The following is a 17,331-nucleotide window of genomic DNA, read 5'->3' as shown; positions in this document are numbered from 1 at the left end:
AGTAAAAAACACTTGAATTATTCAGGCCGGTATTATAATACTTACTGTTGACCTGAAATAAACAAGGTGGGCTATTTAAAAAACAGCTTTTTTATGTGTAGAGTGTTTATTTGTATTTTGGCGATGCTTTGGTGCATACCTTCAACGGGCTTTGCCGAGGCTGAGATTAACAGCGGTGTTGTACGTGGCACAGTGGTGGCGGCACATAGAATGGTGGCATTGGAATATGTTACCGTGGCCATCTACCATTCGGCGGACCATACACTGTTGGGCGGCACGGTAACCAAAGCTGACGGCAAATTCAAATTAGAAGGTTTGCCCCCGGGGGTTTACTATCTCGATATAAGTTTTATTGGCTACTCAACTAAACGGATAAACGATGTTGTCATTGAACGTAAAAACCTACAAATAGATATTGGTTTAATTACATTGGGGGAAAATTCCGAAAGCCTGGAAGAGGTGGAGGTGGTAGCAGAAAGAGCCGCCATTGAGTTTCAGCTGGACAAAAAGGTAGTCAATGTAAGCAAACATTACACGTCTATCTCCGGCTCGGCAGTCAATGTCCTGGAAAATGTTCCGTCCATTGTGGTTGATATCGAAGGTAATGTTTCGTTGCGGGGAAGCACCAGTTTTTCGGTATTGGTGAATGGTGTACCATCTATATTGGAGCCATCGGAAGCCCTGCAACAAATCCCTGCCTCCACCATCGAAAACATCGAAATCATCACCAATCCGTCTGCCAAATATAACCCCGACGGAACATCCGGTATTATCAATATTATTACAAAGAAAAATAGTTCAAGCGGGCTAAGCGGAGTGTACAATCTAAAAGCCGGGACAAACAATGCCGCCGGGGATTTTCTTTTCAATTTGAAGCGTAAGAAAATGACCTATTTTATTTCCGGCGATTATTACCTGGGTGAATATTCCGGCGAAAAAAACGGCTATAGGAACACCTTCTCAGGCGATTCCGTTTTTAGCATCGAACACGATGGCGATATCCGGAATAAATTTGACCGATATAACATAAAAGGTGGCCTTGAGTTTAGAATCGACACCCTGAAAACCATGAATATAGATGTGGGTTATGGTGGCCGAAACAAATGGGACTATGCCGATTTAGATTATTCAGAATATAATAATTATCATTTAACACCAACACCATATATTAGCGATGAAGATGTGTATCGCGGCAACGAGGGTATTTCGGTGAATGCTTTCTACACCCATCAATTCGACACGAAAGGTCATGAGATGAGAGCAACATTTACCTATCGCCAAAGAGAATCGGACGAGTATAGTAAAAATGTTTTGCGCGATATTGACGGAACAATCACCGAAGGCAAAAAGAGTACCGAAGAAGGCCCTATGGGGCGGTTGGAAACAAAGCTTGATTACACCCGACCAACCGGTAAACACGGTAAAATTGAGGCCGGATACCAAAGTACCTTTAACAACAGCGACGATGAAACAGGACAATCGGACATCCTGGCAGGCTCAGGACTATGGGTAGATAATCCTTTGTACGACAATCACGTTGAATTCAGACAAAACATTCATGCGCTATATTTTATTTATGGCAATCAAACGTCAAAATTTGGATATCAAATAGGACTGAGAGGAGAATATACAAACAGAACGGTGGAGGCATTGCGCACCGGGTCAAACACCCTAGTGGGCGACATTAAAGCTACCATAGACAGATATGATTATTTTCCATCGGCACACCTGTCCTATAAACTCCCCGCCAACCAAGAGCTGATGGCCAGTTATTCCCGAAGGATTGAACGCGCGCAAAGTTATCATTTCGAGCCCTTTTACACCTGGGTCGACGCCTATAATATCCGGCACGGGAACAGCAGTTTGCTTCCCGAGTATATCGATTCGTACGAATTGAATTACCTCAAAAAAATGGAAAATTCCTATTTCTCGCTGGAAACTTATTACAGTATGACCCATAACAAAGTGGAATGGGTAAGAAGTATTTATGAGGATAATATTATTCAACGTTTTCCCGAAAACGTAGGCAAGGATTATTATTTGGGTGTAGATGCAAGTTACAGTTTTGATGTGGTAAAATGGTGGAGGATGGATCTGTCGGGAAGCCTGTATAATTACAGGGTAAAAGGACAATGGGAAGATTATAGTTTCGACGAAGACAGATTGACCTGGAATTACCGGGTTAACCAAACCGTTAAGCTTAATTCACTCACGCAACTGCAGGGCAACTGGCGTTACTATAGCAAGAGGATCACCTCCCAAGGCATTTACCAACCGGTATACACCTTTGATATTGCCGTACGCAAGGAGTTTATGAAAAGAAAGCTGACCGGCATAGTTGAGCTTAGGGATGTATTCTCAAGCAACAACCGCGAGAACACCAATGACGGAATCGGCTTCAAGGACCATTATTTTCAGAAGATCCATACACCCGTGCTTACCTTTGTGCTGACGTACCGGTTCAACAACTATAAGCCCGACAAAAGAAAAGGAACAGTTGATGACTCCCTGGGCGGCGATGAGTCTATGGAATGATGTATTCAACAACTGTTGAGTGACATCTGATGGTGACCGTTGACTGACTATCCCGAACAACACCGTATTTTAATTTGGAAGGTTCTTCCGGAATCCTCTAAAACAGCACAAAATCTTAGATTTGGATTTATCCTGAACTGATGACTGGCGACTGGTTTCCATCACTTCGGTATACCATATGGTCCATCCACTCCACCAAAATTTCTATTCGTAAAATTTTTATCCGGAATATTCCAATACATGCTTATATTTACGGTTTGAACGCACACCCCCATAAGTTCTATCAATTTTTTAGGCCAACCGAATAATGACGAAACACAAAACCGCAATAATAACAGGTGCTACCAGCGGCATCGGAACCAAATTCGCCAAAACCCTGGCTAAGCAAGGGTGGGATCTGATAATAACCGGAAGGCGAAAAAGTCGTTTGACCCGCTTAAGCCAAGAAATTTCAAATCAGTATGGGGTGCAAGTTCAGCCTGTTATTGCCGACTTCAGCAATCAAGAAGATTTAAACCACTTCCTGGATATCATAGATCAAAGCACAAACATTGAATTGCTGGTTAACAATGCGGGCTTTGGCTCTATTGGCGACTTTTTTGAGAGTAACTACACCAATCAGCAGCAAATGCTGGACGTACACGTGACGGCGACAACCAAAATCGTGTATCGGGCGGTGCCCAAAATGGTTAAAAAAGGCAAAGGGGGCATTATCAATGTGGCATCCTTATCGGCCTTTTATCCCGGCCCAAACAGTTATTTCTACTGCTCATCAAAAGCCTTTCTGGTGTCTTTTTCAGAATGCCTGCATATTGACCTCGCCCAAAAGAATATAAAAGTGCAGGCGCTCTGTCCCGGATTTACAAATACCGAGTTCCATAGTCGCCAGGGCATCTCGCATTCCGACAGCTACCTCAAGCGTAAATTATTCTGGAAATCGCCGCAACAAGTGGTCGACAAAAGTTTAAAATCATTAGGCAAAAGGAAAATAATCTGTATTCCAGGCTTCTTCAACCGCTTGCTTCTGCATATCTCTAAGATAATACCACGAACCTTGTATTATAAGATTGCCGAAAAAAACGCCGATATCTTTTTAAAACGTATCGACCAACCAATGCCGGGGCCAAAACCAAATGGGTCTTCGATTCCGGAAGTGTGCCCGGCAAAGCAAAACATCCCTCAGGTGTAGTATTGACCATGGAAAAGCGGAAAGAGAATGTGGCGGGCGGAAATCGGAGAACGAAGAGCGGAAGCGGAATGGTGATATCGCTACTTGCCTAGGGCGTCCGGAAAACTTTGAATAATCTTCCTGTCTGCCCGCCAGACTATGAGTTTAAAATATTGACTAAGCGCCAAATGTGTGTTGGTAAAACATCAATATCTTAGTATAAAAAAGTAGCTAGCGTAAAGATATCGACACAAAAGCTGATTCCCGAAATTGATAATGATATACAGATTTTAAATTTCATAGCCTGACGGCCATGGCCCCACTGGCAGGCTCGCTTCGCTCAAAATGACTGGAAACTCGAAGCATTTTCAATCTTGCCGGATAGTCGTTTTTTTTCAGCTGCAAAGATCCTTTCCGAAATTTTGGCGCGCCTCTTGCAACATTTAAGTATGTAATTAACCCACAAGCAGCCTTTGGTATTGTTTACCAGGGCCATAGATAAATAAGGAGTCCGTTATTGTCCTACATAAATGTAGTAAACCGTAACAGTAGACTTACATTTTGGTTGATTATTCAACAAACTAAAATTTCAAACAGATGAAAGCATGCTTACCTATTATGGGCGACACAAACCTTAAGAAGGAACTGGTTGCCAACGATTTTTACAAGGCCCAACATTATTGTATCTATGATTTTGAAACCAACTCGTCCTCCATATATTCACTTACGGACACGAACACGATTTACATGTCCATCAGCGAAATAAAGAAGTTGGATATTCAAATCATCATCACGCCCAACCTGCGCCCCATGGCGGCCAAAATACTATTTGAAAACGAGATTGAGGTCTATAAGGCCGTAAGTAATGTGGTGGGTGAAAATATTGACCATTATAATAGAGGCTTGCTGCGCGATTTTACGGCAGCCATGATCGAAAGCAAGCAGGACTGCTCGCCCGATGCTTGCTCTTCATGTTCCTCATCAGGAAGCTGTAACTAGTATTGAGTTCGTAAAGTTACAAAGTAAAAAGTTTATAGAGTGAGAATGTTATTTTAGACTAGAATACAATTACTTGCAATTGTCATTTACACGTTGAAGTTCTTAACGTAATTTATTAAACGCTCTACTAGTCGGCAGTTTCCAGTTGGCAGAAAACAGTTATCAGTATTATTGTTGACTGCTAACTGCCGACTGATTACTGATTACTGAAACCTACTTCATATCCGCAAAGAAATCACTTCCTTTGTCATCCACTATAATAAATGCAGGGAAGTTTTCAACACGAATCTTACGAACGGCTTCCATACCCAGTTCGGGGAAATCGACCACTTCAACCGATTTAATACTTGTTTTGGCCAGGATGGCAGCAGGCCCACCAATAGAACCCAAATAAAATCCGCCATGCTTTTTACAGGCATGCGTTACTTCGGCCGAACGGTTTCCTTTAGCCAGCATAATCATGGAGCCACCTTTACTTTGAAACAAGTCTACATAAGGATCCATACGTCCCGCTGTGGTCGGTCCAAAGCTACCCGATGGCATTCCCTCCGGTGTTTTTGCGGGCCCGGCATAATAAACGGGATGGTTCTTCAGGTATTCCGGCATCTCCTTACCTTCGTCCAGCATCTTTTTAATATTGGCATGTGCAATATCCCGTGCCACAACCAAAGTACCGGAAAGGTTCAATCTTGTTTTAATAGGATATTTGGTCAACACCTTTAAAATATCTTCCATAGGCTGATCCAGATCAATATCTACGGCCGGCGCTAACTCCGGCGCTCTTTCAGGCACAAACCTGGAAGGATTCTTCTCCAACTGCTCCAGAAAAATTCCCTCCTCCGTGATTTTACCTTTCACATTTCGGTCGGCACTGCAGCTTACACCCAGGCCAACAGGACATGAGGCAGCATGCCGGGGCAAACGGATGACACGCACGTCGTGCACAAAATACTTGCCGCCAAACTGGGCACCAATCTGGCTTTCCTGACAAATCTTCAATACTTTTTTCTCCCATTCCAAATCACGAAATGCCTGACCCCCGTCGTTACCTTCAGTAGGCAGGTGATCCAGATATCCCGCCGAAGCTTTTTTTACGGTAGCCAATGTAGCTTCTGCCGATGTGCCACCAATCACCAAAGCCAGATGGTAAGGAGGGCAAGCCGAAGTACCCAGATCCATAATCTTCTGCTCAACAAACTTAGCCAGGTTCTCCTCGGTCAATAAACTTTTTGTTTGCTGGTATAAAAAGGTCTTGTTACCGGAGCCTCCCCCTTTTGTCAGGAACAAAAACTCATACTGGTTACCCTGCTCGGCATAAATATCAATCTGGGCCGGCAGGTTATTCCCGGTGTTCTTTTCCTCAAACATGGTCTGCGGCACCACCTGCGAATAACGTAAGTTTCTTTCCTGGTAAGTATCGTAGATCCCTTTAGAAAGGTATTCCGCGTCACATGCTCCTGTATACACGTCTTCCCCTTTTTTGGCCACAACAATAGCCGTTCCGGTATCCTGACAGGTAGGCAACGCACCTTCGGCAGACACCACCTGGTTCATCAACATGGTATGTGCCACAAATTTATCATTATCCGAAGCTTCCTCATCGTTTAATATGGAGGTGAGTTTCTCAAGGTGGGCAGAACGCAGGTAGAAGGAAACATCAGCGATAGCTTCTTTCGCCAGCAGTGCCAACCCCTTGGGATCTATTTTTAATATTTTTCTTCCGTCAACATCTATGGTCGATACATAATCTTTGGTCAACAGACGGTATTCGGTTGAATCTTTTTTGATAGGAAACGGTTTTTGATAGACAAATTCTGACATCTTATCTAATTATTTTAGTGTTAGTATTTTCAGGGAGATCAGCAATTAAACCTCCGCATATTTGCAAGCCCCAAAGTTAACAAAGAATGACAAACCACAGAGTTTTCGAACACGATATTATCAGATGTTTTGGAACACAATTAATTGTTGGTTACGAGCAATTGGTTATAGGTTATTGGTTATTGGTTATAGGTTATTGGCTAGAAGCTAGGCGCTACGAGCCACAAGCTACTGACTAGAAGCCCCCTATAATCCTGATTCACAAACGATCGTCTGAACCTCAGGTCAAAAACGTCCTTTTTTAAGACATAAGACCCATTCTCTGTCAAAATTTTCCTAAATTTGCTCGTTCAAAAATTGGAGAATTTTGAAAGGAGACACAACAACGCATACCTGGTACGCTTTATATACCAAGTCGAGAGCAGAGAAAAAAGTCGCGGAAGGGTTGAACAAACTCGGAATTATCAATTACCTGCCCCTCAAACGGGAGCTCAAACAATGGAGCGACCGGAAGAAATGGGTGGAGGTACCTGCTATCAGTTCATATATATTTATTAAAATCACACCGGATCAATATCGCACTGTTTTTGAAGTAACAGGAGTGGTGGCTTATGTCTCGCACAAAGGGAAAGCTCTATCCATCCCTGAGCATGAGATCATTGCCATGCAACGCACCATCGAAAACAAAATAGATTTTGATGTGGAAGCCAAAAATATCAAAAAAGGAGAGGAAATAACTGTAACATCCGGCCCTTTAACGGGTATAAAAGGCATAGTGCAAACCGTGCAGGGAACAAAGAAACTATACCTGAACATTTCAAACATCGGTTATACGCTGGTGGTTAACCTGGATGAGGCCACGGTTGAAAAACTATAACAGCCATTAAAAACCTTGACTTACAAGTAACTTTTAGGTCGTAGGAACAGTACATATATACCACTTACTCACCCCATAATATGGGACTGAGGGAGGCGAAGCAGTGCCCGGAAAGCAGTGGGAAGTGCGGAGATGGGGAACTGGGGAGATGGGAAACTGGGGAGATGTGGAGTTGCGGAGTTGGGGAGAAGACAACTTAACAACTTAACAAATCGCCAACTAAACAAATGGGGAGTTGCGAAATTGGGGAGTTGGGGAGTTGCGGAATTGGGGAGAAGACAACTTAACAAATAAACAAATCGCCAACTAAACAAATCGCCAAATCATCAGATGGGGAGTTGGAGAACTGCGGAGTTGGGGAGCTGACAAATATACACCTCATCAACTTAACAACTTAACAACTCAACAAATCATCAAATGGGGAGTTGCGAAATTGGGGAGTTGCGGAGATGTGGAGTTGGGGAAACTGGGGAGTTGCGGAGTTGACAACTTAACAGCTCATCAACTTAACAACTTAACAACTCAACAACTTAACAAATCAACAAATCATCAGATGGGGAGTTGCGGAGATGGGAAGTTGGGGAGCTGACAAATATACACCTCATCAACTTAACAACTCATCAACTAAACAAATCGACAACTAAACAAATCAACAAATCAACGAATAAACAACAACAAATACAATGACCAACATCCACCCAACAAACATATACCTCTCCCGCTCCGATAAGGAGCACTACCTGCGCCAGAACGCCAAAGTGATCTGGATCACCGGACTCTCCGGCTCCGGCAAAAGCACCCTGGCACACGGACTGGAAAGAAAGCTAGCGGAGAAAGGTTATTTCACACAAGTATTGGACGGTGACAATATACGGACAGGTATCAATAACAACCTGGGCTTCTCGGAAGAAGACAGGACCGAAAACATACGGCGAATAGCTGAAATCAATAAGCTGTTTTTAAACTGCGGCATTATAAGCATCAATGCCTTTATATCCCCTACCAACGAAGTTCGTCATATGGCCCGTGAGATTATTGGTACCAAAAACTTTATTGAGATATTTGTAGATGCCAGCTTCGAGACCTGCGCCCAACGCGATCCAAAAGGATTGTACAAAAAAGCCCTGGCCGGAGAAATCAAAAATTTTACCGGACTGGATGCGCCCTTCGACAGGCCGGATGACGCCGAGCTCACCATCAATACCGATAACCTCACCATCGACGAAGGAATAGAAAAAGCATATGAGTACGTAAAAGCTGCTGTGAGGTGGTAAACAAAAATTAAAAATAGTTGCGGAACTGTGGAGATGGGGAAATGCGGAGATGCAGAGTTGGGGAGTTGCGGAGATGGGGAGAAGACAACTTAACAGCTCATCAACTTAACAACTCAACAAATCGACAAATCATCAAATGCGGAGTTGGGGAGATGCGGAGTTGGGGAAACTGGGGAGTTGGGGAGTTGGGGAACTGGGGAGTTGACAACTTAACAGCTCATCAACTTAACAAATCAACAAATAAACAAATCGACAAATCAACAAATGCGGAGTTGGGAAACTGGGGAGTTGTGGAGCTGACAACTTAACAGCTCATCAACTTAACAACTCAACAAATCGCCAACTAAACATATCACCAAATCGCCTAATAAAAAATTAATCAAATAAAAACACAATATTGGAAAAATACGACTTAATCATACGTCCCAAGCGCCATGCGTTCGACATCAACTTTAAAGAGATATGGGCCTACCGCGACTTGCTACGCATGTTTGTTAAACGCGATATCGTTACTGTTTATAAGCAAACCATCCTTGGCCCCATCTGGTTCGTGGTGCAACCCATCATGACCACGCTTATTTATATGGTGGTATTCGGACGTATTGCTAAAATAAGTACCGATGGCACGCCACAGATACTCTTTTACCTGGCTGGCATCACCATCTGGAACTACTTCTCTGAGAGCTTCAACACCACAGCCAAGACCTTTACCGAGAACGCCAATATATTTGGTAAGGTGTATTTCCCAAGACTGATCATGCCCTTTGCCAAGGTAAGTAGCGGACTGATCAAGTTTGGCATCCAGTTCACCTTTTTCATGGCGGTGTACATTTATTACCTCACTACGCAGCAAGGAGCCGTACAACCCAACTGGACCATCGCCCTACTACCCGTATATATCCTATTAATGGCCATGTTCGGGCTGGGAGCCGGTATCATCTTTACCTCCTGGACCACCAAATACCGCGACCTGACCTTTTTGCTGACTTTTGGCGTTCAACTACTCATGTATGCCTCTCCGGTTATCTATCCGGTAAGCACCATAGAACCCGGACTGATGAAAGATATACTGATGCTCAACCCCTTCACCCCTATCCTTGAAGGCTTTAAATATGCCTTTTTAGGTGCAGGACATTTTAGCTGGGGCAGTCTGGCATACAGTGCAGGCGTAGCAAGTGTAATATTATTCTTGGGCATCATCATCTTCCACAAAACCGAAAGAAACTTTATCGATACTGTATAGGCAGTCGGCAGTCAACAATAAACCATTAGCCGTCATTTACTGAACGCATAAATATGAACCGCGAAACGATCAGAGTAAGTTCATCATAACCAATGAAATAATACAATCATTGGTAATTAAACGAATTCAATCAATTAGAGAAATTAGCGCAATTCGTGGACAAAAAAACACAAGTGGCAAATCACAATAACAAAAAACATCATTCACTAATTACACCAATTGCACAAATTTAAAATATGCGATGCAGTAAAAACAATTTGAAAAATTAGTGTAATTCGCGGACAAAAAAGATAGACGCAACAATCATCAATGACCACAGACCAACTTAAAAATATTATCCTCACTGGAGAATCTGTTCATATTGAATTCAAAATGAATTTTAATAGAGCAGCCATTGAATCATTGGTGGCTTTTGCCAATACTAAAGGAGGAAGTATATTGCTTGGTGTATCAGATGAAGGTAAAATACAAGGTATTGATGTAAGGTCTGAAACAATGCAGCAATGGATCAATGAAGTTAAAAATAAAACAGCACCTCAAATAATCCCTGATGCAGAAATTTACAATATAGATAATAAAGAAATTATCCGTTTGTTCGTTCAGGAATATCCCATCAAACCAGTTGCCATACAAGGACGATATTATAAGAGAGTGAAAAATGCTAATCACCTACTATCTGCGGGTGAAGTAGCAAATTTGCATTTAAAATCAATCAATACAAGTTGGGATACACAGACTAATCCTGACATATCAATAGATGATATTTCTTTTGACAAGGTACAGCAAGCTATTGAGCAATTAATAACAAAGGGTCGAAACATTGCAGAAGACCCTCTATCATTTCTAATCAAACAAAACCTGATTAAAGATGGAAAACCAACGATAGCCTGTTATTTATTATTCAAAAAAAATAATTGTATTCTTTCAACAGTGGAACTCGGTTTCTTTCAGGACGATATTACCATCAAAGATTCCGATAGATCAAAAAGTGACCTGCTAACTCAAATAAATGAGGTTATCAACTTTGTTCGAAAACATATTCGTAAAGAAATCATTATAACGGGAGACGCACAAAACACGGAGAAATGGCAATATCCATTGGAAGCTTTGAGAGAAATTATTATGAACATGATTATTCATCGTGATTACCAATCATCAGCCGATTCTATTGTTAAGGTTTACCCGCATAAAATAGAATTTTATAATCCAGGTAAATTACCTGATGATATTACCATTGAAGATTTATTATCAAACAATTATAGCTCAATACCCAGAAACAAAGTGATTGCGGATTTCTGCAAAGACCTTGGTTTAATTGAGAAATATGGGTCAGGAATTCGCAGAGTGAATAATTATTTTACATCAGCAAATCTACCTTTACCTGAATTCCAAAATTTTTCAGGAGGGTTCAAGGTAACAATGTACACAAAGCATGATAATACTAAAAATATCCAACCAGTTAAAACTGTAAATGGCGGATTAAGTGGCGGATTAAGTGGCGGATTAAGTGGCGGATTAAATGAAAGACAACAAAAGGTTCTTAATTTTATAAATAATAATCCAGGAGCCAAGGTTAAAGAAATGGTAGTTGCTCTTGATATACCTGTTGATTCTTTAGATAAGTATATTAGATTTCTAACGAATAAAAACCTTATTGAACGTCGGGGTAGTAAAAAAACAGGCGGATACTTTATTCTTTAAAAAGAGCCGATAGCTAAAATATATATCAAAGACTGTAATCCCTCCTTCGCTTAAAGTTACGGCGGGCACAGAAAAATAGAAAACCTAAATAATTAGCGATAGCAGATTAGCAATTTGAGAAATCAGAATTAAATCGTAAATCACAGTTCGCAAATCACATATCTCAAATCAAAGTGACCAAGACAGTAATCAAGATAGAAAACCTTAGTAAAATCTACCGCCTCGGCGAGGTAGGCACGGGTACACTCTCCATCAGCTTGTCCCGCAGAAGCGGGAACCTTAACCGCTGGGTACGCATGAACCCACGTTTAAGTTCAACCAAGCTTTCTGAAAAGATAAGTTTCCCTATAACGGGGCAGGCTATTCTGGGACAAGAAGACCCCTATGCCAAGGTAGGCCATGTAAACGATTACAATAGTTAACCGCGAATTATCCGAATGGAACGAATTAATCTACTTACGTAGATTTTAAATATATGATTTACAAAGAAGAAGCATATAAAGTAATTGGAGCAGCAATGAAGATACACTCAACTTTAGGATGTGGATTCTTAGAGGCTGTTTACCCTGTGTAATAATTTTAAAGATGTATTATACCTATGTGTTATATAGCCTAAAAGATAAGATGTTTTATACAGGATATACTTCAGACCTTGATAAAAGATTAATTGCTCACAATAGTGGAGAAGTATTTTCTACAAAAAACAGAAGACCCTTAAAACTAGTGTATTTTGAAGCATGCCTCAACCAACAAGATGCCACACATAGAGAAAAGTATCTGAAAACAACATATGGAAAACGATATATTAAAAATAGATTAAAAAAGTATTTAGATAATGAATAACTATTACACAGGGTGAATAAGGAGGCTCTTGATGTTGAATTAGGAAAACAAAATATCCCTTTTAAGCGTGAAGCTCCTTTAAATATTGAATATGACGGAAATATCCTTAACAAACAATATTTTGCCGATTTTACATGCTACAACAAAATAATTGTAGAACTAAAAGCAGTCAAAGAATTAGATAATATCCACGAAGCACAAGTATTCAACTATTTGAAAGCAACAGGTTATAGACTCGGGCTTCTCATCAACTTTGGGGAAGCTTCACTTAATTATAAAAGAATAATAAAATAATAAACTGCGAAGCAGTTACAATTCGTGTAATTCGTTAAATTCGTGGTTCTAAAAACAACTGCGAAGCAGTAAAAAGAATAGAAAGTTATACATGTCTAAGACAGTAATCAAAATAGAAAACCTTAGTAAAATCTACCGTTTAGGAGAAGTTGGAACCGGCACCCTAAGTCATGATTTGAATAGGTTTGTCAGAATGAATATATTGGGACAAGACGACCCCTATGCCAAGGTAGGCCATGTAAACGACCGTACACAAAAAGCCGAGAAAGGTGAACTGGTAGCCGCTCTGCGCGATATCAACCTGGAGGTGAAAGAAGGCGAAGTACTGGGTATCATCGGCAAAAACGGGGCAGGGAAATCAACCCTCCTAAAACTCCTCTCCCGCGTGACCTCCCCTACCACCGGCAGCATAAAGGTTAAAGGCCGGCTGGCTTCTTTATTAGAGGTAGGCACCGGCTTTCACCCTGAGATGACAGGCCGCGAGAATATTTATATGAACGGCACCATCATGGGTATGCGCAAATGGGAAATTGACCGCAAGCTGGATGAGATAGTAGAGTTTGCCGGTGTAGCCAAATACCTCGATACCCCTACCAAACGCTATAGTAGTGGGATGACCGTACGCCTTGGCTTTGCCATTGCCGCTCACCTGGAGCCCGAGATACTGGTGGTAGATGAAGTACTCGCCGTAGGAGATGCTGAATTCCAGAAAAAAGCCATTGGTAAAATGCAGGATGTCAGTACAAATGACGGTAGAACAGTATTGTTTGTGAGTCATAATATGGCTGCTGTGCAACGTCTCTGCCCTAAATCAATCATCCTTAAGCAAGGGCAAAAAGTTGGTGAAGGCCAAACTTCTGAAATTGTACCTATTTATTTAGAGCAAAATAGGGAAAATATGGCTGAAGGAGTTTTAAATAGGACACCACAACAAATTGAACCATTTATCGAAAAAATTGAACTCTTCAACAGTAATAATGAAAACACATCTGCCCTGTTATTTGGCGAACCGTTTTCTGTTAGACTAACTATTTCTGCAAAGAAGGAATTTGATAACATAGAACCACTAATAGCAATTAACACACTAGACGATCACCGTATTTTTACTGCAATTAGCAGTGACCAAAAAGTTGCTTACAGTATTAAAGGTGATAAACTTAGCATAACAACAAATTTTGCTGAGCAATTAACACCAGGCCAGTATAAACTCATCTTTGCACTACGTTCTGGAAGAAACAAAAGCTACGATTTACTCATGGATGCAATGAAACTGAATGTTTCAGAGTTGGTGCATCTAAATACTGTTCCCAACGAAAAAGTACTAGGTTTTATCAGACCACAGCCTCAATGGACTTAATGCACAGAATAAAGGCAAAAGTGCGACACTGCCTTAGAACAATACCAATAATACATATCTTAAGTGACAGCCATGGAGAAGCTTTTAAGTATATTGATTGGGGGAATTTTAACATAACCCCATCATATTGTATTGTTCAGGGAGCAACAGCTTCTGGTTTGGCCAATCCAAACTCAAAAACTAAAGCTCTACCCATTTTTACCAATTATTTGAAAACGAGAGTAAAAAAAAATGATACAATCATTTTCCAACTAGGAGAAATAGATTGTGGTTTTACCATATGGTTACGCGCAGAAAAAAAAGGCTTGAACATTAACAAACAGCTAGAAGAAACTTTAAAAAATTACACTCGTTTATTGAAATTTGCAAGCTATAAAACACAAAATAAAGTTATTGTAACTTCCGCCATTCCTCCAACAATTGAAGATGACCAAGACTTTGGAGAAATTGCAAATCTAAGAAAAGAAGTTAAAGCAAATCTGGTAGAAAGAACAAACCTAACAAAATCATTTAACCTAAAAATAAATGAAATATGTATCCAAGAATCATTTACTTTTATTGATTTAGACAGAACTTTAATTGACACAGACAAGCTTGTTGTTAAGCAAGAATACAAAAACAACAATCATTTAGACCATCACTTGGAACCAACTAAACTTGCTCAATTGTTGGAAAGTGAATTATCAAAGATTCTATAAATGAAACAAATCATAAAATCCCTCCTCCCCTCATTTATTAAAGTGCCCCTGGAAGAATACCAACGCCAACGCTATTGCGCCAATAAATACCTTAACGAAGAGCTTAATAATCCTGGAGCATATTACTCGTGCAATGCCTTTGATTATTACAAATGCATTTTTGTACATGTGCCTAAAGCAGCTGGCGTATCCATTAATAAAACCTTATTTGGCAATTTGGCAGGAGGCCATTATATGTTGAAGGATTACCAAAACATGTATGCGTCCAGCACCTTTAATAAGTACTTTAAATTTACCATTGTACGTAACCCATACGATAGGATTTACTCGGCCTATACCTTTTTAAAACAAGGCGGATTTAACGAGGCCGATGATACTTGGACAAAAGAGAACCTGGCACACATAAATAGTTACGAGCAGTTTGTAAAAGAGTGGTTAACACCCAAACGAGCCTATACAAAAAACCATTTTACACCCCAATTCGAATACATCATTAACAACAAAGGAGACATTGGAGTTGACTTTATGGGCAAGCTGGAAACGATAGATAAAGATTTTAAAACCATTTGCGCTAAAATAGGCGTGAAAAGCGAGTTAATGCATGCCAATAAAACAGGCCAAAGAGAAAGCGTAAAGCTCGATTCAGAAATGAAAAATATTATACAAAAAGTCTATGCTAAAGACTTTGAACTCCTAAACTATTCGTATGACTGCTAAGTCAAACTACATTACCATTATTGTTTGCACCTATAACCGTGCTGAAATTCTCAAGGAGTGCCTAGAAGCCCTATTTAACCAAACAGCGCCTCAAAGCACCTATGAGGTATTAGTAGTAGATAATAACTCGCCCGACCATACCAAACAGGTGGTACAAAGCTTCCAACAAACGCATGCCAACTTACGCTATTACTTAGAAGAAAAACAAGGACTGAGCCACGCTCGCAATGCCGGTTACCTTAATACAAATGCCGAATGGATTGGCTATATGGATGACGATGGCAAGGCGCATACGGATTACATTGAAAAAACTTTGGAGGTAATCAACAACCATGACTTTGATTGTTTTGGTGGAAGATACCACGCTTGGTACAGAACCCCAAAACCTAAATGGATAAACAAAGAATTTGGAATATCACCAATACTGTGCAATGAGATTGGTGAATTAAAAGATGATTATAATGCTGGAGGCATCATTTTTTTTACGAAAGATGCGCTAGAAAGCATCAATGGGTTCTCAACAAAAGTAGGCATGAGTGGTGCTAAAATTGCCTATGGCGAAGAAACCTTGGTGCAAAATGAATTACGAGCTAAAGGCAAGAAAATAGGCTATTCACCTTATATAATTATGAATCACTTAGTGCTCGAACACAAATTAAAAGTAAGTTGGCATTTAAATGCTGCTTATGCACATGGTAGAGATAGTGTTTTAATTTGGGAAAACAAGGACTTACAAATAAAGACTCATTACTTCCTATATAAAACAGTAAAACTTGCTTTTATAAACCTTGGTTTAATTTTTAAGCTAAAAAATAAAGACTACTATTTTCAGAATTTTATTATTGACTACCTATCTGCTATTTTAAAGTGGATTGGTTTTTATAAGGGATATAAAAAAATAAAATGAATACTCCATTAGTCTCAATAATTATTTCTTGTTACAACCAAGAAAAATTAATTTCAAATGCTATCGAAAGTGTTCAAAATCAAAACTACGAAAACACAGAGATTATTGTGATTGATGATTGCTCCATTGATAAAAGTTGGGACATACTCAAAACACATAGCAGTTCTATGCCTAATTTATTTGTATATAGAAACATTGAAAATAAAGGAATTTCTTATACGAGAAGCCGAGGTTTCAAACTCGCTAAGGGCGAATTTATTAGTTATTTAGACGGTGATGACATCTACTTACGTAATAAAATTGAAGATGAAGTAGTTTTTCTAGACAAGAATTTAAACTTTGACATAGTATTTTCGAATTTTAATGTAATTGATACTAGTAAAATTGAAACAAAATACATATCTGAATTAAGAGGACATATATTTGAAAATGGTGTTGAATTAAAAGACATTCTTTTTGACGATAGTTTAATAAGGTTCGAAATGTTTAGAAAAAGTAGTCTTGATAAGTTAAAAATGTTTTACGACGAAACATTTAAAGTTTATGAAGATTGGGAATTTAGAATCAGATATGCCTTAAAATTAAAAATCGGCTATAATTCAAGTGTTTGCTCTATATACTGTCACCAAAACAATAGTCTTTCTTCTAACGAAGACAGTATTGTGATTTACAGAAAAAAAGTGATAAAAAAGCACTTTTGGAGCTTACTTAAAAATTTAAACGGCAACTCTAAATGTCGTTTGATTTGGTTTTCAAATGAGATTAGACTAGCATACTCAAAGAATAAAAACATTAAACTAAGCCAACGCATTCTAAACATAATAGTGTTTGCCCTTATTGCTCCATATCGACTTGGTGCTATAAGACTATCTTTAAAGCACCTCATAAAATAAGCTT

General features: G+C 39.8%; 19 protein-coding genes. 18 read left to right on the top strand and 1 reads right to left on the bottom strand.

Annotation, left to right across the window (positions count from 1 at the left end; genetic code table 11):
* Nucleotides 1-93 precede the first annotated feature (93 nt).
* The 3 genes from ACT29I_RS18455 to ACT29I_RS18445 all read left to right on the top strand — a co-directional run bounded on the left by ACT29I_RS18455 (nucleotide 94) and on the right by ACT29I_RS18445 (nucleotide 4,702).
* The gene (locus ACT29I_RS18455) at nucleotides 94-2,535 is read left to right on the top strand and encodes a TonB-dependent receptor domain-containing protein (RefSeq protein ID WP_444794107.1); all 2,442 of its coding nucleotides are present in this window, start codon (nucleotides 94-96) and stop codon (nucleotides 2,533-2,535) included.
* 307 nt (nucleotides 2,536-2,842) lie between these two features.
* Complete coding sequence (locus tag ACT29I_RS18450) at nucleotides 2,843-3,724, top strand: SDR family NAD(P)-dependent oxidoreductase (RefSeq protein WP_430934735.1); 882 nt, start codon at nucleotides 2,843-2,845, stop codon at nucleotides 3,722-3,724.
* A 576-nt stretch (nucleotides 3,725-4,300) separates the two neighbouring features.
* Nucleotides 4,301-4,702, top strand: coding sequence for a NifB/NifX family molybdenum-iron cluster-binding protein (locus ACT29I_RS18445; protein WP_430934736.1), 402 nt, complete (start codon nucleotides 4,301-4,303; stop codon nucleotides 4,700-4,702).
* 213 nt (nucleotides 4,703-4,915) lie between these two features.
* On the opposite strand, the gene ACT29I_RS18440 is transcribed toward ACT29I_RS18445, so the two are convergent.
* Entirely contained in the window at nucleotides 4,916-6,523 is a 1,608-nt protein-coding gene (locus ACT29I_RS18440) for a fumarate hydratase (protein ID WP_430934737.1), read from the bottom strand.
* Nucleotides 6,524-6,609: 86 nt separating this feature from the next.
* On the opposite strand from ACT29I_RS18440, the gene ACT29I_RS18435 reads away from it, so the two are divergent.
* The 15 genes from ACT29I_RS18435 to ACT29I_RS18365 all read left to right on the top strand — a co-directional run bounded on the left by ACT29I_RS18435 (nucleotide 6,610) and on the right by ACT29I_RS18365 (nucleotide 17,327).
* Complete coding sequence (locus tag ACT29I_RS18435; protein ID WP_444794106.1) at nucleotides 6,610-6,762, top strand: hypothetical protein; 153 nt, start codon at nucleotides 6,610-6,612, stop codon at nucleotides 6,760-6,762.
* Nucleotides 6,763-6,890: 128 nt separating this feature from the next.
* The gene (locus ACT29I_RS18430; protein ID WP_430934739.1) at nucleotides 6,891-7,400 is read left to right on the top strand and encodes a UpxY family transcription antiterminator; all 510 of its coding nucleotides are present in this window, start codon (nucleotides 6,891-6,893) and stop codon (nucleotides 7,398-7,400) included.
* Nucleotides 7,401-8,083: 683 nt separating this feature from the next.
* A complete protein-coding gene (cysC, locus tag ACT29I_RS18425) occupies nucleotides 8,084-8,674 on the top strand; it encodes an adenylyl-sulfate kinase (protein ID WP_430934741.1) in 591 nt (196 codons plus the stop codon).
* A gap of 17 nt (nucleotides 8,675-8,691) precedes the next feature.
* A complete protein-coding gene (locus ACT29I_RS18420; RefSeq protein WP_444794105.1) occupies nucleotides 8,692-8,982 on the top strand; it encodes a hypothetical protein in 291 nt (96 codons plus the stop codon).
* Between the two features lie 89 nt (nucleotides 8,983-9,071).
* On the top strand, nucleotides 9,072-9,917 hold the full coding sequence (locus ACT29I_RS18415; protein WP_430934742.1) for an ABC transporter permease: 846 nt from the start codon (nucleotides 9,072-9,074) through the stop codon (nucleotides 9,915-9,917).
* Nucleotides 9,918-10,226: 309 nt separating this feature from the next.
* Entirely contained in the window at nucleotides 10,227-11,618 is a 1,392-nt protein-coding gene (locus ACT29I_RS18410) for an RNA-binding domain-containing protein (RefSeq protein ID WP_430934743.1), read from the top strand.
* A 173-nt stretch (nucleotides 11,619-11,791) separates the two neighbouring features.
* Nucleotides 11,792-12,040 carry a hypothetical protein gene (locus tag ACT29I_RS18405; RefSeq protein WP_430934744.1) on the top strand — a complete coding sequence of 83 codons (249 nt, stop codon included), beginning with the start codon at nucleotides 11,792-11,794 and terminating at the stop codon, nucleotides 12,038-12,040.
* Between the two features lie 53 nt (nucleotides 12,041-12,093).
* Entirely contained in the window at nucleotides 12,094-12,192 is a 99-nt protein-coding gene (locus ACT29I_RS18400; protein ID WP_444794104.1) for a GxxExxY protein, read from the top strand.
* Nucleotides 12,159-12,461 carry a GIY-YIG nuclease family protein gene (locus tag ACT29I_RS18395; RefSeq protein WP_444794103.1) on the top strand — a complete coding sequence of 101 codons (303 nt, stop codon included), beginning with the start codon at nucleotides 12,159-12,161 and terminating at the stop codon, nucleotides 12,459-12,461. Before ACT29I_RS18400 ends, ACT29I_RS18395 begins: the two co-directional genes overlap by 34 nt.
* Before the next feature lie 12 nt (nucleotides 12,462-12,473).
* Complete coding sequence (locus ACT29I_RS18390) at nucleotides 12,474-12,755, top strand: GxxExxY protein (RefSeq protein ID WP_430934747.1); 282 nt, start codon at nucleotides 12,474-12,476, stop codon at nucleotides 12,753-12,755.
* 91 nt (nucleotides 12,756-12,846) lie between these two features.
* On the top strand, nucleotides 12,847-14,112 hold the full coding sequence (locus ACT29I_RS18385; protein WP_444794102.1) for an ABC transporter ATP-binding protein: 1,266 nt from the start codon (nucleotides 12,847-12,849) through the stop codon (nucleotides 14,110-14,112).
* Nucleotides 14,112-14,810, top strand: coding sequence for a hypothetical protein (locus tag ACT29I_RS18380; protein ID WP_444794101.1), 699 nt, complete (start codon nucleotides 14,112-14,114; stop codon nucleotides 14,808-14,810). The genes ACT29I_RS18385 and ACT29I_RS18380 overlap by 1 nt, the downstream gene beginning before the upstream one ends.
* Nucleotides 14,811-15,527 (top strand): sulfotransferase family 2 domain-containing protein, encoded by a 717-nt coding sequence (locus ACT29I_RS18375; protein ID WP_444794100.1) that lies wholly within the window; start codon nucleotides 14,811-14,813, stop codon nucleotides 15,525-15,527.
* Entirely contained in the window at nucleotides 15,517-16,434 is a 918-nt protein-coding gene (locus ACT29I_RS18370) for a glycosyltransferase family 2 protein (protein ID WP_444794099.1), read from the top strand. Before ACT29I_RS18375 ends, ACT29I_RS18370 begins: the two co-directional genes overlap by 11 nt.
* Nucleotides 16,431-17,327, top strand: a complete 897-nt coding sequence (locus ACT29I_RS18365) for a glycosyltransferase family 2 protein (RefSeq protein ID WP_444794098.1) — start codon at nucleotides 16,431-16,433, stop codon at nucleotides 17,325-17,327. Before ACT29I_RS18370 ends, ACT29I_RS18365 begins: the two co-directional genes overlap by 4 nt.
* The last annotated feature ends 4 nt before the right edge of the window (nucleotides 17,328-17,331 follow it).

The organism is Saccharicrinis sp. GN24d3 (genome assembly GCF_052400645.1).
Classification (GTDB): Bacteria; Bacteroidota; Bacteroidia; order Bacteroidales; family Marinilabiliaceae; genus Saccharicrinis.
Note: the sequence above shows the minus strand (reverse complement) of the source record. Positions and strands in the feature narration are given on the sequence as shown.